Raw genomic sequence first — 21,925 nt, forward strand, 5'->3', positions numbered from 1 at the left:
CGCCGCGGTCAGACCACGGTGACGCCGCCGTCGATAATCAGGGACTGTCCGGTCATGAAATTGCCGGCCGGGCCCGCGAGGAACACCGCCGCGCCGGCGATCTCGTCCGGAATGCCAATGCGACGCAATGGCGCCGTCGAGGTTGTGCGCGCCAGATTGTCCGGGTCTTCCCACAGCGCCTTGGCGAAATCGGTCTTGATCAGGCCCGGCGCGATGCAGTTCACGCGGATGTTGTCAGGGCCATACTCCGCCGCCAGATTGCGGGCGAGCTGCATGTCGGCCGCCTTGGAGATGCAATAGGCGCCAATGACTGTCGAGGCGCGCACGCCGCCGATCGACGAGACAATGATGACGCAGCCGTCCTTGCGGGCCCGCATCTGCGGCGCCGTCATCTGGATCAGCCAGTGATTGGAGACGATGTTGTTGTCGAGAATCTTGCGGAAGGCGTCGTCCGGCAGCTTTTCCATCGGCCCGTAGAACGGGTTGGAGGCGGCGTTGCACACCACGATGTCGATGCGGCCCCATTTGGCGTTGGTGGCGTCGACCAGGCGCTGCAGGTCTTCCTTCTCGGAAATGTTGGCGGGAACCGCGATCGCCCGCTCTTCGCCATGCCGGTCGTTGATGACCTTCACCACCTCTTCGCAAGGGCCAGCCTTGCGCGAGGAAATGACGACCCTGGCGCCATGCTCGGCCATGCGTTCGGCGATGGCGCGGCCAATGCCGCGGGAGGAGCCGGTGATCAGTGCGACCTTGCCGGTCAGATCAAACAATGTGCTCATGGACGCTTCCTGTCTCCCTGAAGCATGACGCGCCGGAATGGCGCGGGGCGCGGCTTTTGTCCGTCTGCCCGGGTTGTCTGCGACGTCGGTCCAGCCCGCGAAATCCGCCCGGCCTGGTGAAGCCGGACCGGAGCCACGCTGGCCAGGCCCATTTGCACGCGCCGCGCCCCGCATCAGGCGAAACAGCGGCGCTGCTGGCGAACGGTTCAGGGAGCCGGCGACCAGGGCCGCCGCCTCCCGTCATGTCAGGCGCCGGCCTTGACCGCGTAGGCCCAGGCCATGTCGGCCAGGGGCTCCGCGCGCTTGCCGGCCTCGGCCGCGCGGGGGCTATTGGCGGTGCCGTCGCGCACGCGGCCGGCAATGCCCTGGGAAATCGCCGACAGCCGGAACAGGTTGTAGGCGAAATACCAGTTCACATCCGGAATGCCGGAGCGGCCGGTGGCCTTGCAATAGATCTCGATGACCTCATCAACGTCGGGGATTCCCAGCTCCCTGAAGTTGACGCCGCCCAGCGAGGCGCGCCCGTCGTGCTCCATCACCCAGCCCATGATGACATAGGTGAAATCGGCCAGCGGATCGCCCAGGGTCGACAGCTCCCAGTCTAGGATCGCGCGCACGCGCGGCTCGGTGGGATGGAAGATCATGTTGTCGAGGCGATAGTCGCCGTGCACCACCGACGTATGGGTCTGCTCCGGCACGGTGCGGGGCAGCCATTCGATCAGCTTTTCCATCGATTCGAAGCGCGATGTCTCCGAGGCGCGGAACTGCTTGGTCCAGCGGTCGATCTGCCGGGAGAAATAGTTGCCTGGCTTGCCGAAGTCCGACAGGCCAATGGCCGCCGGATCGTAGCTGTGCAACTTCGCCAGGGTTTCGATCTCGTCGCGATACATCACCGCGCGCTGTTCCTTGGGCACGCTCGGCAGCGTGCCGTTCCAGAACACCCGGCCCTCCTCCATCGACATGACGTAGAACATCGTGCCGATGATGCTGTCGTCCGTGCACAGCGCGTAGGCGCGGGCGACGGGGAAATCGACCGTGTTCAGGGCCGAGATCACCCGGAACTCGCGGTCCACCGCGTGCGCGGAGGGCAGCAGCTTGCCCGGCGGCTTGCGCCGCAGGACGTATTTGCGCGACGGGGTGATCAGACAATACGTCGGGTTCGATTGCCCGCCCTTGAACTGCTCGACAGTGAGCGGGCCCTGATAGCCCTCCACATGGTCGGCGAGCCAGGCGGCGAGACGCGCCTCGTCGAAACGATGGCGCTCCTCAACCGGCTTGGTTCCGGAGAAAACCTCCTCCGCGACTTCCTTCTTGTCCAGCACTTCGGTGTTATCCTGCGTTGGAATGACGTGCGAATTCGATCCGCGCGATGGCGCGGTTGTGCACCTCGTCCGGGCCGTCGGCCAGGCGCAGCGAACGGATGCCCGCCCACCGGACAGCCAGACCGAAATCGGTGGTGACGCCGCCGCCGCCGTGGGCCTGGATGGCGTCGTCGAGGATCTTCAGGGCGACGCGCGGACCCGCCACCTTGATCATGGCGATCTCGAGCGCGGCGGCCTTGTTGCCCACCTTGTCCATCATGTCCGCCGCCTTGAGGCAAAGCAGGCGGGTCATTTCGATATCGGTGCGGGCCTCGGCGACGCGCTGCTCCCACACGGACTGCTCGGAAACCTTCTTGCCGAACGCCACGCGCGACTGCAGGCGCTTCACCATCTTCTCCAGCGCCACCTCGGCAACGCCAATGGTGCGCATGCAGTGGTGGATGCGGCCCGGTCCAAGGCGGCCCTGGGCGATCTCGAAGCCGCGCCCCTCGCCAAGAATCAGGTTCTCGGCGGGCACGCGAACGTCCCTGAACACCACTTCGGCGTGACCGTGCGGCGCGTCATCGAAGCCGAACACCGGCAGCATGCGCAGCACTTCGATGCCGGGGGTGTCCATCGGCAACAGGATCTGCGACTGCTGCTGGTGACGCGCGGCCGACTTGTCGGTCTTCCCCATGAGGATGCCGATCTTGCAGCGCGGATCACCCAGGCCAGATGACCACCACTTGCGGCCATTGATGACGTAGTGATCGCCATCGCGCACGATCGAGGTTTCGATATTGGTGGCGTCCGAGGAGGCGACCTCCGGCTCGGTCATCAGGAACACCGAACGGATCTCGCCGTTCATCAGCGGCTTCAGCCACCTGTCCTTCTGCGCCTGCGTGCCGTAGCGATGCAGCACTTCCATGTTGCCGGTGTCGGGCGCCGAGCAGTTGAAGACCTCGGAGGCGATGCCATAACGGCCCATTTCCTCGGCGCACATGGCGTATTCGAGGTTGGTGAGGCCGGCGCCGCGATATTCGCCTTCGTCATGTTCGGGATTGGGAGCGAGGAACAGGTTCCACAGACCTTCGGCTTTCGCCTTGGCCTTCAGGCCTTCCAGCACCTGTGAGACGCGCCAGCGGTCCTTGCCGACCAGGTCCATTTCCTTGACGTAATCAGCTTCCGCCGGAACGACATTGTCCTGAATGAACTTGCGGACACGGTCGCGCCAATACGACTCACGCTCGGTGATGGTGAAGTCCATCTCGTTTCCTCTCCCGTTTGCGCCGGGGCTTTGGGCGACCCGGTCCATATGTTTTCCGCCTGGCCAGAATTAACAGCAGGGGCCAGTCCTGAGAACAGATATTTTTTATGCAAGAAATCACGTTGACAAGAATGACGTCGCACGGATCCGGCGGGAACGCCAGCCCACGCCGTGAATGCGCGGGCCCGGCAACCGCACCGGCCGCATGGCTCCGGCCTTCCTTCTTGCTCCTTCCGCCTCCTTCCCCGCACGCCAGACTTCCCCGCACGCCAGCGGCGGCGCGAGCGGGAGAGCGCGGCGCCAGAAGAACATCACGGCAAGGCGTGACAACATGGCGCCACGACGCGCCGCGCCATCGCCAAACGTCCATCCAGCTTGACTCAGGCCCGCCGGCCCTGAAAAACCGGGATAAAATATTTGATCAGATATTCGGGGAGAACGATCCTGGAGTCACCAGCCGAAACCACCGTCGACGCCGGCGCTGTCGCGCAATCCGCCGCGCCGCCATCCCTGCTTGCCCCTTTCCATGGCGCCTCGCCGCCGGCGCCGGCGTGGTTTGACGAGGCCCTGAAAAATGCGCCCGCGCGCGATTTCGTCGCGGTGCGCGGCGCCAGCGTCGAGATGTTGACCTGGGGTGAACGCGGCAAGCCTGGCCTGCTGCTGCTTCACGGCAACGGCGCCCACGCCGACTGGTGGAGCTTCATCGCGCCGTTCTTCGCCGCCGACTACCGGGTCGCCGCCATGTCGTGGACCGGCATGGGCAATTCAGACCATCGCCCGCAATACAATCTCGACATTTTCGTCGAGGAAATCATGACCGTGGCCCGCGCCGCCGGGCTGTTTGACGCTGGCAAGCCGGTGTTCGTCGGCCATTCGTTCGGCGGCCTGCCGCTCACCGCCTGCGCCTCCCGCCACGGCGCCGAACTTGCCGCGGCGATCACTGTCGACTCACCGGTGATGTCGCCCGAACGCAGGCGCGAGCGCCGCTCAAGGCGCGGCCCGCTGAAGACGCCACAGCCGAACCGGATCTACCCGACGTGGCAGGAAGCCATGAACCGCTTCCGCTTCCAGCCGGTGCAGCCCTGCGACAACCTTTACATCGCCGATTTCATTGCCCGCGGCTCGCTGAAGGAGGTCGCGGCCACCGCGGATACGCCGGCGGGCTTCACCTGGAAGTTCGACCCGTTCATGTGGAAGGGCTATCACGACGGCGCGCCGCACATCGACATGTCCACGGCGCAATGTCCGGTGGCCATGATCTTCGGCGAGAAGTCGATTTTCCTGACCGAGAAAATTATCGACTACGCGATTGAAGTGGCGCCGCCAGGCTCGCCCTGCGTGATGATCCCGGAAGCGCACCATCACATCATGGTCGACCAGCCGCTGGCTTTCGTTTCCGCCCTGCGCGGGTTGCTGGCCGGCTGGCCGCGCTGAATGGCGCAGCCTGGGCCGCGCGTCCACCGGGCCGCGCGTCGTCCGCCATGACCGCGTCAGGTCGGGCCAAAGGAGAAAGCCCATGGATCTTCATCTGACAGGGCGCAAGGCGCTGGTCACCGGCGCCTCCAAAGGCATCGGCTTCGCCATCGCCAGGCAACTGGCGGCGGAAGGCTGTCGCCTTGTCCTGACCTCGCGCGACGCAGCCCGGCTTGACGCAGCCAGATCCGCCATTCGCGCTGAAACGCCAGGCGCGGACGTCGCCATTTTCGCCGCCGACATCGCCCGCGACGCCAGCGCCGCGACGCTTGCCGACGCCCACGGCGACGCCGACATCCTGGTCAACAACGCCGGGGCCATTCCACAGGGAACCCTGCAGGACGTCGACCAGCAACGCTGGCGCGAGGCCTGGGACCTGAAAGTGTTTGGCTTCATTGGCGTGACCCGCGCGTTTTACGCCCGCATGGCGGCGCGGCGCGCCGGCGTCATCATCAACATCATCGGCATGGGCGGGGAGCGGCTCGACGCCCATTACATTACCGGCGCCGCCGGCAACGCCTCGCTGATGGCGTTCACCCGCGCCCTGGGCGGCGCCAGCCACCGCGACGGCGTCCGCGTCGTCGGCATCAATCCGGGTCCCATCGCCACCGATCGCATGGAAACCCGGCTACGCGCCCACGCGGAGCGTCAGTTCGGCGACGCCGGGCGCTGGCGCGAGCTGACGGCGGACATGCCATTCGGCCGTCCAGGCGCCCCGGAAGAAATCGCCGCCGCGACGGCCTTTCTCGCCAGCGACCGCTCGGCCTATACAACGGGTGCGATTCTCACTATCGACGGCGGCCTCGCAAACGCCTCCTGAGCGCCTCCCGAGCGCCCGCCGCGCGCAAAATCCGGCCCGGCTGAGCCGGAGAAGCGTTATGCTCGACCTGAATTCCCGCGCATTCCCGGCATGGCGGCCATCGCCGCGCCGGACAATGCGCCCGACCGCGAAGGACACCTTCCCTTGACGACCGACGCCACCCCGAATGACGCGCCGAAAAGCAACGCCCGCTCCGTTCTCATGGAAACCGGCGAATGGGCCGGCTGGCGGCGGCCGGACCGCGACACCTTCGACACCCGCTCCGGCCCGTTCTACCACCGCCGCGATCCCGACGGCTCGGTGCGTTGCGCCTTCCAGATCGAGAAGCGTCACCTCAATGGCATCGACGTGGCGCACGGCGGCTGTCTGGTGACGTTCGCCGACCACGCCATCTTCATGTTCGCCCTTGACCACCTGCGCGGCGGCCCGTCGGTCACCGTGTCGCTGAACAGCGAGTTCATCGGCGCCGCTTATGTCGGCGATATCGTCGAGGCCACCGGCGAGGTGCTGAAAGCCGGCGGCTCGGTGCTGTTCGTGCGCGGCGTGCTGAAGGTGGGCGAGCGCATCATCCTGAACTATTCAGGCGTCATCAAGAAGCTGAAGCCGAAGGCCGCCATCCCGGCCTCGCGCGACCCCGACCAGGGCGTTGACTGATCCCCGGGCGCATTGTTTCAGGGATATTGATCCCCGGGCGCTGAGGGCCCGGCGCTTCAGCGCCCGGCCTCCAGATTGGTGATGACCCGCCGGTTCTGGGCGGTGCAGGAGGCGTCAGCGCAGGCGCGGACGATGCGCTGCTGCTCGCGGCCATAGGATTTGGCCCGCAGGCGGTTCGCCGCCACGCCCTTCGATACCAGATAAACCATCACCACCTCGGCCCGCTGCTGGCCGAGCGTCATGTTGCTGGCGTCGGTGCCCGGGTCATCGGCGAACCCCTGGATCTTGGCGTTCCATTTGGGGAAGCGCTTCAGCCAGGCCGCCTGGCTGTCCAGGGTGTCGCGGGCGATATTGGTGAGTTGCGCCGACCCTTCCGTGAAGAAGACGCGGCGGCCCACATTGACGATGAAATCTTCATTGCCGCCCGGCTGGACATTGACGCCGGCGCCGACCGGCGCATCGGTGACCTTGCCGGCGGGCTCCGCCGGCGTCGTCCAGACGGCGGGCGTGGCCCTGGGCGGCGCGGGCTGGGCGGCGACCTGCTGCGCAGGAGCCGACTGAAATGGAGTCGGGGCCGCTGCCTGCGCCGCTGGCGCCGCCTGCTGCTTCCCGGTCAGGCGCGCAAAGCTGAAGCGTTCGGCGGCGCAGCCGCCCAGCATCAGCGCCAGAGCGGCGCCTGCGATGGTGATGACGGCGCCGGATCGGTTCATGGTCATGTAAAGGGCCCGCGAAACAGGGATCGGGTCACAGCCGGCGCGGATCGCGCCGGCTCAATGTCGCGCTGAACGTCATCTGGCGACGTTATTGCCGGCGGCGCGGGCGGCAATGTGCCGGAGCACCAGCACGCGCGTGCCCTGGGGGCAGCGCTGGTACAGGTCGATGACGTCTTCCGGGAACATGCGGATGCAGCCACTGGAGGCGTCGGCGCCAATCGACCACGGCTCCGTGGTGCCATGCAGCCGGTAGCCAGTGTCCTGGCCGTCGCGATACAGATACAGCGCCCGCGGTCCCAGCGGGTTGTCAATGCCGCCTGGCATGAAGCGCGGCAGGTTGGGCCGGCGTTTCAGCATGTCGGCGGGCGGCGACCACGGCGGCCAGATCGCCTTGCGGTCAATCTGGGCCCGGCCGAACCACTGGAAACCTTCCTTGCCGACGCTGACGCCATAGCGCAACGCCGTCCGGTTCTCGAAGATCACGTAGAGAAAGTGGTGGCGCGTATCGACCACGACCGTGCCCTGCGGCTCGTCCGAGTAATACTGGACGAGCTGGCGGCGCCAGCGCGGATCAATGACGCTGAAATTGGTGCGCCGGTAGTTCTGCCCGTGATCGGCGGCCGTGCCGGCGAAGTAACGCGCGGTATCCTGGGGGCGCGCCAGCACTGGCCCGGCGGCGCCGGCGATGACCGTGGCCGCAATACCCCTGACGATGCCCCTTCGGCTGATGTCCCCCACGCTCCGCCCCCAATGTTCAGGCAAGTGTTCAGGCCGGTGTTCAACCCGGTCTTCCGCCTGTTGGGCACAGTGGCTTTGATTGGTAAATTTTGCGCTAACCAGGACGCTGGCGCGTTAACACAAAAGGTGTTGACAGGACTGAATGCCTTTCGACTGACGAACATTGACATTCGTCAGTCGTCAGATACATCTGTCGCCAAAGCCCGCATTGCGGCCGCCTGATGAGACCCCGCATGACCCGCCTGTCCAGTTTTGTGCGATCAATTCGTATTCCCGGCGCTGGCCACGCTCCGGCGAGCCCTGATGGCGCCGCCCGCAGCGTCCGGTGGCGCGGCGCTCAATGGCGCGGCGCTCTTGCCCCGGCGGTCGCGCTTGCCGGCCTGACAACCCTCGCCGCCTGCAATGACAAGGCGCCCGCGAAAACTGATGCTGACCGGCCGGTGCTGGTGGCCACGGTGCGCTATGGCGACGAGGATCCGGCCCGGACCCTCGTCGCCACCATCCGCCCGCGCATCGAGAGCGACCATGGTTTTCGCGTCGGCGGCAAGGTGGCGCGCCGCGCCGTGGAGGTGGGCCAGAGCGTCCGCGCCGGCGACACCCTCGCCGTGCTCGATGATATCGACCTGAAGCTTCAGGCCGAGCAGGCGGAGGCCGAACTGCGCGCCGCCACCGGCGCCCTCACCCAGGCCACCGCCGCCGAAAAGCGCGCAGCTGACCTGCGCCAGCAGGGCTGGTCCACCCAGGTCGCCGTCGACAACAGCCGCGCCGCCGCGGAAGAGGCGCGCGGTCGCATCGCCCGCGCCCAGCGCGCCGTCGAACTGACCCGCAACAGCATCTCCTACGCCCGCCTGAAGGCCGACGCCGATGGCGTGGTGACGGCGACCCTGATCGAGCCTGGCCAGGTGGTGGCCGCCGGCCAGCCGGCCATCCGCATCGCCCGCAGCGGCGAGAAGGAGGCGATCGTCGCGGCGCCGGAGATCATGCTGGACCGCATCCGCAAGGGCGATGCGACGCTGGCCCTGTGGGCGCGTCCCGACAAGACCTTCAAGGCCCGCCTGCGCGAGCTGTCGCCGTCGGCCGACACCGTCACGCGCACCTACCAGGCCAGGTTCTCTTTGCCCGACGCCGATAGCGACGTGCAGATCGGCATGACCGGAACCCTGTCGGTGAAGGCGGCGCATTCCGACCGCGTCGCCCGCCTGCCCCTCGCCGCCCTGCTCAACCAGAACGCCGGCCCCGCCGTTTATGTGGTGAAGCCCGATGGGGCCGTGGCGCTGACGCCCGTGCAGGTCAAGGCCTATGACAGCCAGGACGTCATCATCACCGGGGGCGTGAACCAGGGCGACAAGGTCGTCGCCATGGGCGTCCACAGCATCGATCCGGCGCGCAAGGTCCGCGTCGTCGACGGCCTGAGCTTCTGAGGCGGGGCGATGAAGGGCTTCAACCTCTCCGCCTGGGCCGTCCGTCATCCGGCCCTGATCCTGTTCCTCATCATCGCCGTCAGCGCTGGCGGCCTCATCTCCTATCTGCGGCTCGGCCGCGCCGAGGATCCCTCCTTCACGATCAAGGTTGTGATCGTGACGGCCATCTGGCCAGGCGCCACCGCGCGCGAGATGCAGGAGCAGGTGGCCGACCCCATCGAAAAGAAGCTGCAGGAGCTGCCGTATTTCGACAAGGTCATCACCTATGTGAAGCCCTCGTTCACGGCGATGCAGGTGGCTTTCAAGGACACCACGCCGCCGAAGGACGTGCAGCAGCTGTTCTACCAGTTGCGCAAGAAAATGAGCGACCTGAAGCCGTCGCTGCCATCAGGCCTGATCGGCCCGAATTTCAACGATGAATACGGCGACGTCGACTCGATCCTCTACATGATGACCGGCGACGGCGCCGACTACGCCCAGATGAAGAAGGTGGCGGAGGGCCTGCGCCAGGCGCTGCTGCGCGTGCCCGATGTCACCAAGGTCAATCTGTACGGAACCCAGGACGAAAAGATCTTCGTCGAGTTCTCGCACGCCCGCCTCGCCACCCTTGGCATTCCGGTGCAGTCGCTGTTCGACAGCCTCGCCCGCCAGAACGCCGTGGTTCCCGCCGGCGTGGTCGAGACCAACGCCCAGCGCGTGCCGCTGCGCGTCACCGGCGCGCTCGACGGCGCCCGGGCGGTGGAGGAGACGCCGGTGGAGGCCAACGGCCGCGTCTTCCGCCTCGGCGACATCGCCACCGTGACGCGCGGCTTCAAGGACCCGCCGGATTACGTCATCCGCCAGGAGGACAAGCCCGCCATCGGCATCGGCGTGGTGATGGCGCGCGGCGGCAATATTCTCGATTTCGGCGAGAACGTGAACGCCGCCAAGGACCAGTTCATGGCCGCCGCGCCCCAGGGCGTGGCGCTGACCCAGGTGGCCGACCAGCCGCTGGTGGTGGACCATGCGGTCAGCGAGTTCGTGCGCTCGTTCATCGAAGCGCTGGGCATCGTGCTGCTGGTCAGCTTCCTCTCGCTCGGCTGGCGCACCGGCATCGTCGTCGCCCTGTCGGTGCCGCTGGTGCTGGCCATCGTCTTCATCGTCATGGCCGCCATGGGGCTGGACCTGCACCGCATCACCCTGGGCGCGCTGATCATCGCGCTGGGCCTGCTGGTCGACGACGCCATCATCGCCATTGAAATGATGGTGGTGAAAATGGAGCAGGGCGTGAACCGGATGGAGGCCGCCGCCTTCGCCTGGACCTCCACCGCCTTCCCCATGCTCACCGGCACGCTGGTCACCGCCGCCGGCTTCCTGCCCATCGGCTTCAACAACTCGGCCACGGGCGAATACGCTGGCGGCATTTTCTGGGTGGTGGCGATCGCCCTCGTCGCCTCATGGTTCGTGGCGGTGATCTTCACGCCCTATCTCGGCGTCAAGCTGCTGCCGGACATGGGCAAGGGGCATCACGACCCCAACGCCATCTACCAGACCCGCCTCTACCGGGGCCTGCGCGCCGTCGTCACCTGGTGCGTCGACCACCGGCTGACCGTGGTCGCCGCCACCGCCAGCGTGTTCGCCCTCGCCATGTTCGGCTTCACGAAGGTGGAGCAGCAGTTCTTCCCCCTGTCCGAGCGCCCGGAGCTGTTCCTGCAAATGCGCATGCCCGAGGGCACCGGCATGGGCGCCACCACGGCGACGGCGAAACAGGCGGAAAAGCTGCTGCACAACGACCGGGACATCGCCACCTACACCACCTATGTGGGCCAGGGCAGCCCGCGCTTCTGGCTCGGGCTCAACCCGCAGCTGCCAAACGAGGCTTTCGCCGAGATCGTCATTCTGACGAAGGGCGTGGCTGAACGCGAGCGCGTCAAGGCGCGGCTCGACAAGGCGATCGCCGGGGGCGCCCTCGCCCAGGCCCGGGTGCGCGTCGATCGCTTCAATTTCGGCCCGCCGGTCGGCTTCCCGGTGCAGTTCCGCGTCATAGGCCCCGACACGGGCAAGGTGCGCGATTACGCCAATCAGGTGCGCGACGTCATGCGCGCCAACCGCAATGTCGTCGATCCGCATCTGGACTGGAACGAGCAGAGCCCCTCGGTGCGACTGGTGGTTGACCAGGAGCGCGCCCGCGCCCTTGGCCTGACGCCGCAGGACCTTTCGCAATCGCTGCAGACGCTGCTGTCCGGCGTCACCGTCACCACAGTGCGCGATGGCGTCGAGAAGGTCGACGTGGTGGCGCGCACGCTTCCTGCGGAGCGCCTCGACCTCGGCAAGATCGCCGACCTGTCGGTGATGACCCGCGGCGGCGCCTCGGTGCCGCTCGCCCAGGTCGCCCGGCTGGAATACCTCCACGAGGAGCCGATCATGTGGCGGCGCAACCGCGACATGGTGATGACCGTGCGCGCCGACATCGTCGACGGCGTCCAGGCCCCGGACGTGACCATGCAGATCTGGCCGAAGCTGAAGGCGATCAGCGACGCCATGCCGCCCGCCTATCGCATCGAGATGGGCGGCGCCATCGAGGAGTCGCAGAAGGGCAACGCCTCGCTGGTGGGCCTGATCCCGCTGATGGTCATCATCATGCTGACGTTGCTGATGATCCAGTTGCAGAGCTTCTCGCGCCTGGCGCTGACCTTCATGACCGCGCCGCTGGGCATTATCGGCGCGACGCTCGGGCTGCTGCTGTTCCGGCAACCATTTGGCTTTGTCGCGCTGCTCGGCCTCATCGCCCTGGCCGGCATGATCATGCGCAACACGGTGATCCTGGTGGACCAGATCGAGACCGACGTCGCCCATGGCGCAACGCGGCGCCAGGGCATCATCGAGGCCACGGTGCGCCGCGCCCGCCCGGTGGTGCTGACGGCGCTGGCGGCGATCCTCGCCATGATCCCGCTGTCGCGTTCGGCCTTCTGGGGACCGATGGCGACGACAATCATGGGCGGCCTGTTCGTCGCCACCTTCCTGACCCTGCTGTTTCTGCCAGCATTGTACGCGATGGCCTTCCGCAAAACGCTCGATACCAAACCAGACGTCTCCAGCAACCACGCGACGCCGGAGCCAGCATCCCCATGACCCGGAATGAAGAGCGCAACCCTGGCGACGCCTCCAGCAGCCAGGCGGACAGCCACGCCGCAGCCAGACAGCGTGTTCTGGCCACCGCAGAGCAATTGTTCCGCGAATACGGCTACCAGAAAACCACGGTTGCTGACATTGCCCGGGCCATGGATATGAGCCCGGCCAATATCTACCGTTTCTACGAATCCAAGCGCGCCATCTTCGAGGCCGTCGCCATCAGCCTGCTTGATGGCGTCGAGCATGCGCTTGAGGCGATCGCCAACGCGGAAACCCCGGCTGAGCCGCGCCTGCGCGCTTTCCTTGACGCTGATCATCGCCTGTCGACGCAGTATTTCGTCGGCGACCCACGCGTCCGCGACATGGTCGCGGTGGCGATGAATGAACGCTGGCCGGTGATTCAGGCCCATGTGGAGACAATCCGGCTGATGGTCGAGCAGATTGTGCGCGATGGGGTCGCGGAAGGCGTATTCCATGCGCATGACCCCGCCGTCGCCAGCGCCTGCCTGATGACCGGCTGGATGCGCTTCTGCCACCCCTTGCTCATCAATGAACCCTTCGTGCAGGGCCCGGAACTGGAGCAGATGGCGGACTTTCTGATCTTTGGCCTGAAGGCTGGCGGGTAAAAAGGCGCAGACTAAATTCAGACTCACGGTCAAGGCTTACTCTGGATTTCGGACCAGTTTGCCGCCTGGACAGGCTGCCGACGGCGTTGTGTCAGGCGGCGACTTTCACGTTCTCGTTTGCAACATCCCGTTAAAGCCCCTTCATGATCGTGATGCCTTATCGCGTTTGTCTGATGCACAAAAATTCTTGAGGCGCTCCGTCCCCGCGCGGACACAGTAAATGTCTGCAATTGGTGACTGCGGTCATCTGCTTTCGCTCGCATAGCTTTGCGATGGACACTTTAGCCCCAAAACCATTTAAGGAAGCCGCGCTTCGAGCGTTCCCGTCCAACATTGCGCCTTTAGCGCATGAAGCTGCTTCTGAGCTAACGCCGTTCGTTGATGACACCTACAGGCAGAATTCTGACGCCCTCAACGTGACGGGGAAGATGGTTGCCATTCCTCGACGTTTACATTTCGTCGGCCTGTCTGCTTGCAAAGACGGGCTGGGGAATTTCAGCCTGGCGTCGCGCTGTCTTATCACCCGTTCAACAGATGGCTACTTACGTCAACAGGCCCTCCGGTCGATCATTGACCACCAAAGCGTATGGATCGCGCCATTCGTCCTCATCTTGCTCGGTGAATATGTAGTCGAGATCGTCAAGGACATCCGGGACGCGCTTCCGGCCCTGGATCAGTCCGTCTACGCAAACCTCATCCGTGAAAACCAGCAGGCTGTGCAGTTGCTCCGCGAGCGGGCTATTAGCTATTGGGATGCCTACTACCGTCAGAGGTACCGCGACAAACAGGACTATCCCGGACTTCAGGCTCTTCAAGAAATGGCGACCTGGGCGACGTGACAATGTTCGCAATGGGTTGAAAGCGGCCTTCTAACGGGCCTGTCGGTTTGCCCCTACCCGGATAGCGCTGGCGTTTCGTCATGCGCGCGATTTTTCGTCAGTTGCCCGCGCATAAGGTCGGTCGAAAGTCATGCCGCTACCTTTGTCCAGCGCTTTGCCTCCACGACAGACGCGCGTTTGATTGACATGCGTCCCCACTCCCCCTTGCGGTACCCGCTCGTATCAAGCATTGACAGCGCAACCTGTTTCTGGCGCTCGGTCCGTTCATCCTGAACCGCATCAGGCGCCAGGTTCTTAACGACGCATGATCTGGCGCAGCAGCGGTCTCCGTTTTATGCGCATCATGCTCCAGGAGACCCTTATGGCCTATCGTTCCAGCTGGATGACCGACGACATCGCGAGCTTCAGCGAGCAGTTCCGCCGCTATCTGCAAACTGAGCTTGCCCCGCACGCCATGCGCTGGCGCGAGGAGAAGATGGTTGATCGCTCCGCCTGGCGCGGCCTTGGCGACATGGGCGCCCTGCTCTGCTCCGTGCCGGAGGAATACGGCGGCATGGGCCTGAGCTTCGCCTGGGACGCCGCCGTGATGCAGGAGCTGGAAACCTGGCTGCCCGAGATGGCCACCGGCGTCAGCGTGCACTCCGTCATCACCGCCCATTACATCAATGCCTACGGCACCCATGAGCAAAAGCTGAAGTGGCTGCCGAACATGGCCAAGGGCGAATGGGTCGGCGCCATCGCCATGACCGAGCCTGGCGCCGGCTCCGACCTGCAGGGCGTGCGCACCACCGCCCGTCGCGACGGCGACCACTATGTCATCAATGGCGCCAAGACCTTCATCACCAACGGTCAGCTCGCCGACATCATCGTCTGCGTGGTCAAGACCGACCCGACGAAGGGCTCGAAGGGCATCTCGCTGATCGTCATCGAAACCGAAGGCGCGGAGGGCTTCCGTCGCGGCCGCAACCTCGACAAGATCGGCCTCAACGCCTCCGACACCTCCGAGCTGTTCTTCGATGAACTGCGCGTGCCGGTCGCCAATTTGCTGGGCGCGGAAGAAGGCCTGGGCTTCGTCCAGCTGATGCAGCAGTTGCCCCAGGAGCGTCTCGGCCTGTCGATCCAGGCGATTGCCGCCATCGAGCGTTCGGTCGCGATCACCACCGAATACGTCAAGGAGCGCAAGGCGTTCGGCAAATCCCTGATGGATTTCCAGAACACGGCGTTCAAGCTGGCCGAGCGGAAGACCGAGGCCACCATTGGCCGCGTGTTCATCGACCATTGCATCGAGCGCCTGATTGCCGGCGACCTCGACACCGTCACCGCCTCGATGGCCAAGCAGTGGGTCACCGACAAGCAGAGCCAGACGGCCGACGAGTGCCTGCAATTGCACGGCGGCTATGGCTACATGCAGGAATACGAAATCAGCCGTCGTTACATCGACGCGCGCATCCAGCGCATCTATGGCGGCACGAACGAGATCATGAAGCTGGTCATTTCGCGTTCGCTCTGAGATTCCTTGCGAGCGCGGCTGGAACGCGTTTCAATATTTGCCGTGAGAAGCGCGCACAAGCAGCTCCGCCACCTGGCAAGTCGCCTGTGTGCGAAAAATTCCAGACCACGCCGCAACAAAGGCCTGTCGCGGCCCCACCTCTCGCTGGCAAACGCCCGGATGTATTATCCGGGCGTTTTATTTTGCCGCCGGACACAACGGGACAATACTGCAGAAACGCCTGAAAACCTGCCTGGCTGCTCAATCAGCGGGAAAACCGCGCCAACGCTCTTGAACACGGCGGCAAAATCTGCATCTCATATAAAATATACATAAAACCAAAAAACAAGCACGGGTATGGAAACAGAAACCAACCACCAGGGGGGCGTCCGCACCGAAAGTCTTGCCTTGCAGGCCTACCGGCACTTTCGCAGGCAACTGATGGCGGGGCGGTACAAGCCGGGCCAGAAAATCAAGCTGAAAGAGGTCAGCGAAGAACTGGGCATCAGCGCCACGCCCATTCGCGAGGCGCTGGGACGTCTGGTTTCCGAGCACGCCCTGTTTCAGGTAGATCGCCGCTCGGTGCGCGTGCCCGTCATGGACGCCGAACGCTACCGTCATATCAGCGACGTCCGCGTGCTGCTGGAAGGCGAAGCCGCCGCCCGCGCCGCGCAACTGGCGACCCAGGAGGACATCACCAGCCTGGTGGACATCCACGAGGCGCTTTGCGTCGCCCACGAACAGGGCAAGGCGGAGGAACTCATGGCGGTGAACGAGCGCTTTCATCAGGCGCTCTGCGCGATCGCCGCCATGCCGGTGCTGCACCACATGGTGGAGAACCTCTGGCTGCAATGCGGCCCGACGATGAACGCCTTTCGCGACTATCCGCCCCGCGCGCCACGCCAGCGCCACGCGCATCTGATGATTATAGCGGCCTTGCGCCAGCGTGACCCGGAGGCCGCGCGCAAGGCGCTGACCCTCGACATCCGCGCCAGCGTCGAGCGGATCGTCGCTTATCTGGACGAGCACAAGATCAACGCCTGACGCCAGGGGCCCGGCAAGCGCGCCCCATCAGGCCCAGGCGAGGCGCGGGCCGCGCCAGGCATGCCTGGCAAGGGCATGCTTGCTGATGTCAGTTTGCGGACACCCGACGCCATGGCGTCCCGGCAGTTCTCCATGGCGGGCAAACCCATCGGGCGCCGCCTTGCATGCATCCGTCAGGGCTCATCCATCGCCCACCGCCCACCGCCCACCGCAAGCGCCACGGCTTGCGCGGCGTGCGCCAGCGCCGTTCAACAGGCGCGCCCAGGCTCAGCCTCAGCCCCCCGGCCCGCGATAGGCGCGTCCTGGCAACGATGGATCGAGCCCGCGCGCGGCCGGCTGCCCTCCCATTGGTCCCGGCTGGGAGCCGGGGTGGGCGGCCGGACGCGGAAGCGGCGCGGCAGGGGCAGAAACCGCGCCGCCCTGGGCCGGACGCGGCACTTGCGGAACCGGGGCTCCACCGCCCGGCCCGGGCAGCGGCGCCACGGACGGCCCGGTCTGGATCGGCGCGGCTCCTGGAGCGGGGCCCAGATAACGTGCGCCGCCGGGGGTCTGATAACCCTGCAGGGGGGCCCGGACATTTGGCGCTGGCGTCGCCTGCTCGACCTGGCGACGCTGCGGCGCCGGCTCCGCCCTTCGCCTGGGCGGGGCGGCGGCCGGTCGGGAGACGCGACGCGGCGCGGCCTGGCGCGGCGCGGACGGCTCCACGTAGCGGCGCGCGCGCGGCGACTGGGCCCGGCGAGGTTCGCTGCGGCCGTTCCAGCGTCCCAGCAAGCCAGATTGCGGCTGAAGATCGTCATTGCCGAGGAGCGGCCGGTATCCGAAGCGGGTCTCCTGCTGCGGCGCGGAGCGAACGCGCCCGGATCGTCGCGTGCTGCCAATCGGATCCGTGCGGCTGTAGCCGCGCAGCAGGCCAATCAGCCCACCCGGATTTCCACGCGCCGGATCCAGAATGGGCCCGCCCCGGGCCCGACGCCGGCCTGACGCCTGGGCAAGCTGTATGCGCGGCGTTTCATCCGCCAGCGCCTGCTCCGGTTCGATCGGCGACAGCCTCAGCCCCGCCGCGTCTCCCACCAGAGCCGGAGCTGGCGTTACGGGCGGCGTGAGCATGATCTGCTCACTCATCTCCGCCAGCTGGTCCAGGGTCGCCCTGGCGCTGCACAGGCGGATGCGAATCACCGCTGGCGTCGCGGCTTTCAGAATGCCCGTTTCCCCAGGAAAATCGCGGATCGACTGCCAGGCGAAAAGGCAGCGCCCGCCCCCGGCAGGCGCGCCGATGGAGACATGCATGGCCCCGTAGCGGCTCTTCAACATCCGCCCCGGCAGCGGCGTCATGGCGACGCCAGGAAAGCGGCTGGCCAGTTCGGATTCGAGTAGCGCCGGGGACGGCGCAACGGCTTCCTGGCCAAGCGCGATCTCAAGCGTGTTGGCGCCCATATGGCCGCCCGACAGAACAATACGCTGGCGGACCCCCGAACCGGCGCCGTTCTCCTCCACCGCCATGACGCGCCCGGCCGATGGCGGCAACGAGGCAAGCGCGGCGGAGGCAGGCATGGCGCCAGCGCTTGCGCCTGCCAGAACCAGCATGACGGCGCCTGCCATCGCCGGGCGACAGGTCGACGTCACGCGCATCCGGCTCCTGCTCCGCACCAGGCCACTGAACGGCATATCCACCAGCAACTCCATCAACGACCGTCCAGAAAACAGCGGGCCAGCGGCGTTCTCACCACATGGCGCAACCCGGACGCACCACAGAAAGGTGGAGCGGGTCAGCTCATGTGGGAGAGGAGCCTTGCCCTCACGCCCAGGTTCGACGCGCTTTCCTACCACAAAGTGGTATCTACTTTGCTACGACCCGGAGAAAATCCACCCAGACTGAACCAGAGCTTCCCGATCCCTTGAAGCGGCGAATTCTATGCGCGCAAAGTATCGCCGGCCTGGCTGGTCAGCCAGCGGCGACGCGGCGTGACGTTCCGGAAGCAGCCATCAGGACCATCGGGCCGGCGACCTGCTTTCGGCTTTGGCGCCCGTCGACAAAATGGGGGTGGCGCAGTTCATGGAATCACGCAACCAACGACGGCCTTTCTGGCTATGCGGTGAAACGTATGCGTTCGCCCATTTTGCTCCCGGCGTGAAGTGACGCCGGACCGGACGTCAGGGTCGCTCCACCCGGGGGGCCGGTGAACTTGCATCGCCGCACGCATCCGCTCTGCCTGGCCTGCCGCATCTGTTCAAAGCGGCGCCAAATTTTCCCGGGAATACCCTAACGACCGCCGATGTACTGGTCCGCATGCCGCTGCTCGGCCCACAACGTGCCCGCAGGAGCCGGTTGGGTGGCGTAGGTCGGCTCGGTCGCCGTCGTCAGGCCATTCCACGCGGGCAGAAGTGAAAACCCGTAACGTTCGTAGGGCATCGGCCCGACGCCAGGCACCCGACGGGCCACGAGAGGCCACGGCCCCTTCACCGGCTCGACCAGATAACCCGTCGCCGCCGGGGCATAGGGAGACCCAACAACCGCGCCAGCGTCCACCCCGGCGTAACGCAGCGGATTGGCCGGATTGACGCTGATGGGGAACTCCTTCGCCGTCAGTTTTGGTTGCGCCGGCGCGCCCTGTAACGGCTGGCCGCGCAGATCCACGCCACCCATCGCCGCATCCGGGGCGGGCACACGCGGGACCGAACCTCGCAGACCGGAGCCCGCGAGCCCCTGGTTTTCCGAAGCGCCCCCCGCCTGCATCCGGGCGATCTGCTGCTGGTAGTTCTGGCCAAGGTAGTTGACGCCATCCTGCGTCTGGGGGGCGGCGACGTCCTCCACAGCGGCCTTGCGGCGGCCTTTGCCGCGGCGCTGCTCGGCCTGCTGACGCTCCTGCAGGTCGCAGGGCGTTGGCGGCTTGATGGTTCCATCGGGAAACACCAGCTCGACCACCTTATAGAACAGCCCGTCGTAGCGGTTGATGACATCTGCCAGGGTTTGCCGGTCCTTCATGCGGTCCAGCGCCAGGGCGTAGCCGTAGGCCGTCGCCTCCTTGGGATACCAGGCCATCGCCCGCGAGAACCACTGGAGCGCCACATCATACTGACAGGAGTTGTAGGCATACCAGGCCAGACCCTGGGCCGCCTCCCCGGACGTGATCTGCATCGCCACCTGGCCATAGCGCGCCAGACGCTCGGGCTCGATGTAGGGCGGAATGGTCTTGGTCAGATCGCGTTCAAGAATATCGACATACAGGATCATGTTGTTGATCAGCGAATTGCGCCAGGCGTAGGCCACCTCTTCCGCTTCCCGATACATGGTCAGGTTGACCAGGGTCAGCGCCAGGCCATGGGCGACCATGGCGTCGCCGCCCCTGTCGATACTGGTCTTGAACCACTCGAACGCCTGCCGATAGTCTTTCTGGTTATAGAAATACCACGCGACAAGCGCCGCCTGGGCACCGTCATCAACGCTCCTGGCGTACTCCGCGAAACGGTGCAATTCGGCTGTATCGACCGGCTGGGAGCGTTCTTCCTTGAGGAAGGCGCTGATCCGCGCGCGAATGATGTCGATGGCGATCGGCTCCAGTTCGCTGACTCCGTTGACCGTGCGCGCCATGGCGACCAGTTTGTCGACGTCGTTCATGGGCAAAACGGCCATCGCCTTTTGCACGGTCGCGATGCGCTCCTGCGCATTATCGTTGGTTGACAGGATCAGCCTGTAGGTTTCCAGGGCCTTCTCGGGCTGGCCGGAACGCGCCTCCGCCGCCGCCACCAGCCACAGCAGGTCCAGCTCCAGGTCGCGCTCGTTGAGCCCGGAATCCCGCAAAGCCGAAAGCACCAGCTTCTCACGCCCCTCGCGCGAGGCTTTCTCGATCTCCATGCGAAGCAGCTTGCGGGCGATCTTGTTGCGCAGATCGCGCGACGGTTGCCAGCCCGGCTCGCTCTTGCGGCGCGCCTCAATCCCCGCCTTCAGCTCGTCCAGACGATCCGCCGCGAACAGCGCCCAGAACGGCTCCTCGTCGCCGGACGTATGCTCTGCGGTATCATAGATCTCCGACGGCGGGGTCCAGCCAGGGTACAGCCGCTGGATGCGGTGCAGTTCGGCGTCCGCCCGCTCTTTCTGGCGGCTGAGAATGTAATACCGCAGGGCCGAAAGGTCCGGCTGCACGCCCGGGCGCGCCACCGGCCGGCCATCGGCCGCCTTTTCCGTGAGCAGTCGCCCGCCATTCGCCGCCGGAACCGGCCCGACCTGGCCGCCAGACTGCGCCCCGTCCAGCTGGATCATGCCCTGGCTGGCGCCCTGGCCAGAAGGTCTGGCGAGCGGCTCCAGAGAAGGTTGCTGCGAAGGTTGCTGGGCCTGGGAAGGTTGCGGCGCCAGCAGGGCCAGCCCGAGAGCCGCCAGCATGGCGGCCCGACGACCCGGGCGCTGGCCAGTCCTCCGCCCCACCGCGGCGTAATGCTTGCGCCGTTCACGCCTCATCGCCCGCTCCCCCGCAGACAATTCGGATAACGCATCTGCATGGCGATCACGGACATCAAATGCAAAATGGCCGGATAGTAGTTCTCGTTGGCGCGCGGACGAAGGAAGTCATCCGGCGCCGGCGCGCCATTGACGGCGCACAGGGTCAGCGCGGCGATCGCCGCATAGCCGCTTTCGCTCATGCCCTGCACGCGCCCACCCCTGACGTCCACGACCCCGGTGCCCTTGCCGCCCGGCGACCACAACTTCACAAATGGCGCGTAGTCCGGTCGGTCGCCCAGACCCGCCCAGGCCATGTAAAGCGGAATGCGGATGGCGTTGTAGCCAAAATTCTGGGGAAATCCTTCAGCCGGCCTGAGGGTCGCGTTCCTGACCGACATCCATTCCGTCGGCAGTTGCGCCGGACCAAACCGTCCCCGCGCGAGCAGCTCCATGCCCGACCGGCTCAGGCCCGACCAGTCGATCTCGGGCGCAATGAGATAGAGGCGCGGAAACGCCGGGAACACCCAGTAGGACACGTTGACGACCGGGCCATCGGCCCGCTGTTCCGCCCCGAAGCCAAAAATCGAGGGCAACAGCAAGGCGCCCCAACGGGTCTTGAACAGCACCGTCTTGCGCCCGACTTCAACCGCGATGCGCCGCCCTTCGACCCGGTAGGCGACGTTGTTCCACAACTCTCCCGCCTCGGCGAGCGCCCACGCAACGAGGATGTCGCCGTCCGTGGCGTTGTTCATGTCGCCAACGCCCGGCCGCTTGTCCGGATCCCAGCGCCAGGCAATCAGCTTGTCATCGCGCACCATGAGATTGGCGCGGGTCCAGCCCCAGATCCGCTCGAACCCCTCGCGGTCATTGGCCGCGACAGCTGCGAGCATCCCATACCCCTGGCCCTCGCTATGGCTGATCATGCCGTTGGCGGTATCCACCACGCGCCCCTGATCCGTGACGAAGCGCGCCTTGAAGGCCGCCCAGATCTCGGGCGACTTGAGGGCGCCGCCAAGCGGGATCAACCGCGTATCCAGCCGCAACTCCGGCAGTTCGGCCGCGGCCTGACCATTTCCAGGCTGAACATTTCCAGGCTGACCTGGCGCCTGCTGGTTCTGCACCTGCTGGCTCTGGGGCGGCTGTGCCGGCGCCTGCGCCTGCGCGGCGCCGCACGTCATGGCAAAGCCGCCAGCGCCAATGAGCATAGCGTGAAAC

General features: G+C 65.9%; 17 protein-coding genes. 9 read left to right on the forward strand and 8 right to left on the reverse strand.

Annotation, left to right across the window (positions count from 1 at the left end; translation table 11 throughout):
• Positions 1–8: 8 nt before the first annotated feature.
• From ACERNI_RS07850 to ACERNI_RS07860, 3 genes are all read right to left on the reverse strand, one after another.
• Positions 9–779 carry an SDR family oxidoreductase gene (locus ACERNI_RS07850; protein WP_448832706.1) on the reverse strand — a complete coding sequence of 257 codons (771 nt, stop codon included), beginning with the start codon at positions 777–779 and terminating at the stop codon, positions 9–11.
• 245 nt (positions 780–1,024) lie between these two features.
• Complete coding sequence (locus ACERNI_RS07855; protein ID WP_448832848.1) at positions 1,025–2,098, reverse strand: phosphotransferase; 1,074 nt, start codon at positions 2,096–2,098, stop codon at positions 1,025–1,027.
• Positions 2,099–2,108: 10 nt separating this feature from the next.
• Positions 2,109–3,347, reverse strand: a complete 1,239-nt coding sequence (locus tag ACERNI_RS07860; protein WP_448832707.1) for an acyl-CoA dehydrogenase family protein — start codon at positions 3,345–3,347, stop codon at positions 2,109–2,111.
• Between the two features lie 417 nt (positions 3,348–3,764).
• Here ACERNI_RS07860 and ACERNI_RS07865 point away from each other — a divergent pair, with 417 nt between their 5' ends.
• The 3 genes from ACERNI_RS07865 (at position 3,765) to ACERNI_RS07875 (ending at position 6,294) form a co-directional block, all read left to right on the forward strand.
• Entirely contained in the window at positions 3,765–4,781 is a 1,017-nt protein-coding gene (locus ACERNI_RS07865; RefSeq protein WP_448832708.1) for an alpha/beta fold hydrolase, read from the forward strand.
• An 82-nt stretch (positions 4,782–4,863) separates the two neighbouring features.
• Entirely contained in the window at positions 4,864–5,640 is a 777-nt protein-coding gene (locus ACERNI_RS07870) for a short-chain dehydrogenase/reductase (RefSeq protein ID WP_448832709.1), read from the forward strand.
• Between the two features lie 144 nt (positions 5,641–5,784).
• Positions 5,785–6,294 (forward strand): PaaI family thioesterase, encoded by a 510-nt coding sequence (locus ACERNI_RS07875; RefSeq protein ID WP_448832710.1) that lies wholly within the window; start codon positions 5,785–5,787, stop codon positions 6,292–6,294.
• 56 nt (positions 6,295–6,350) lie between these two features.
• Here the strand turns inward: ACERNI_RS07875 and ACERNI_RS07880 are convergent, their stop codons facing one another.
• Both ACERNI_RS07880 and ACERNI_RS07885 read right to left on the reverse strand, forming a co-directional pair.
• Positions 6,351–7,010, reverse strand: coding sequence for an OmpA family protein (locus ACERNI_RS07880; RefSeq protein WP_448832711.1), 660 nt, complete (start codon positions 7,008–7,010; stop codon positions 6,351–6,353).
• A 72-nt stretch (positions 7,011–7,082) separates the two neighbouring features.
• Entirely contained in the window at positions 7,083–7,745 is a 663-nt protein-coding gene (locus ACERNI_RS07885) for a L,D-transpeptidase (protein ID WP_448832712.1), read from the reverse strand.
• A 233-nt stretch (positions 7,746–7,978) separates the two neighbouring features.
• Here ACERNI_RS07885 and ACERNI_RS07890 point away from each other — a divergent pair, with 233 nt between their 5' ends.
• From ACERNI_RS07890 to ACERNI_RS07915, 6 genes are all read left to right on the forward strand, one after another.
• On the forward strand, positions 7,979–9,166 hold the full coding sequence (locus ACERNI_RS07890; RefSeq protein ID WP_448832713.1) for an efflux RND transporter periplasmic adaptor subunit: 1,188 nt from the start codon (positions 7,979–7,981) through the stop codon (positions 9,164–9,166).
• 9 nt (positions 9,167–9,175) lie between these two features.
• Positions 9,176–12,277 carry an efflux RND transporter permease subunit gene (locus ACERNI_RS07895; protein ID WP_448832714.1) on the forward strand — a complete coding sequence of 1,034 codons (3,102 nt, stop codon included), beginning with the start codon at positions 9,176–9,178 and terminating at the stop codon, positions 12,275–12,277.
• Positions 12,274–12,903, forward strand: coding sequence for a TetR/AcrR family transcriptional regulator (locus ACERNI_RS07900; protein ID WP_448832715.1), 630 nt, complete (start codon positions 12,274–12,276; stop codon positions 12,901–12,903). The genes ACERNI_RS07895 and ACERNI_RS07900 overlap by 4 nt, the downstream gene beginning before the upstream one ends.
• Positions 12,904–13,175: 272 nt before the next feature.
• Positions 13,176–13,742, forward strand: a complete 567-nt coding sequence (locus tag ACERNI_RS07905) for a hypothetical protein (protein WP_448832716.1) — start codon at positions 13,176–13,178, stop codon at positions 13,740–13,742.
• Positions 13,743–14,103: 361 nt separating this feature from the next.
• Positions 14,104–15,252, forward strand: a complete 1,149-nt coding sequence (locus ACERNI_RS07910) for an acyl-CoA dehydrogenase family protein (RefSeq protein ID WP_448832717.1) — start codon at positions 14,104–14,106, stop codon at positions 15,250–15,252.
• Between the two features lie 336 nt (positions 15,253–15,588).
• Complete coding sequence (locus ACERNI_RS07915) at positions 15,589–16,275, forward strand: GntR family transcriptional regulator (protein WP_448832718.1); 687 nt, start codon at positions 15,589–15,591, stop codon at positions 16,273–16,275.
• Positions 16,276–16,548: 273 nt separating this feature from the next.
• Here ACERNI_RS07915 and bcsN read toward each other — a convergent pair whose 3' ends face one another.
• From bcsN to ACERNI_RS07930, 3 genes are all read right to left on the reverse strand, one after another.
• Positions 16,549–17,898, reverse strand: coding sequence for a cellulose biosynthesis protein BcsN (gene bcsN / locus ACERNI_RS07920; RefSeq protein WP_448832719.1), 1,350 nt, complete (start codon positions 17,896–17,898; stop codon positions 16,549–16,551).
• Positions 17,899–18,535: 637 nt separating this feature from the next.
• On the reverse strand, positions 18,536–20,728 hold the full coding sequence (locus tag ACERNI_RS07925; protein ID WP_448832720.1) for a hypothetical protein: 2,193 nt from the start codon (positions 20,726–20,728) through the stop codon (positions 18,536–18,538).
• Positions 20,725–21,888 (reverse strand): glycosyl hydrolase family 8, encoded by a 1,164-nt coding sequence (locus ACERNI_RS07930; RefSeq protein ID WP_448832721.1) that lies wholly within the window; start codon positions 21,886–21,888, stop codon positions 20,725–20,727. Before ACERNI_RS07930 ends, ACERNI_RS07925 begins: the two co-directional genes overlap by 4 nt.
• Positions 21,889–21,925: the final 37 nt, after the last annotated feature.

Source organism: Camelimonas sp. ID_303_24, from assembly GCF_053543495.1.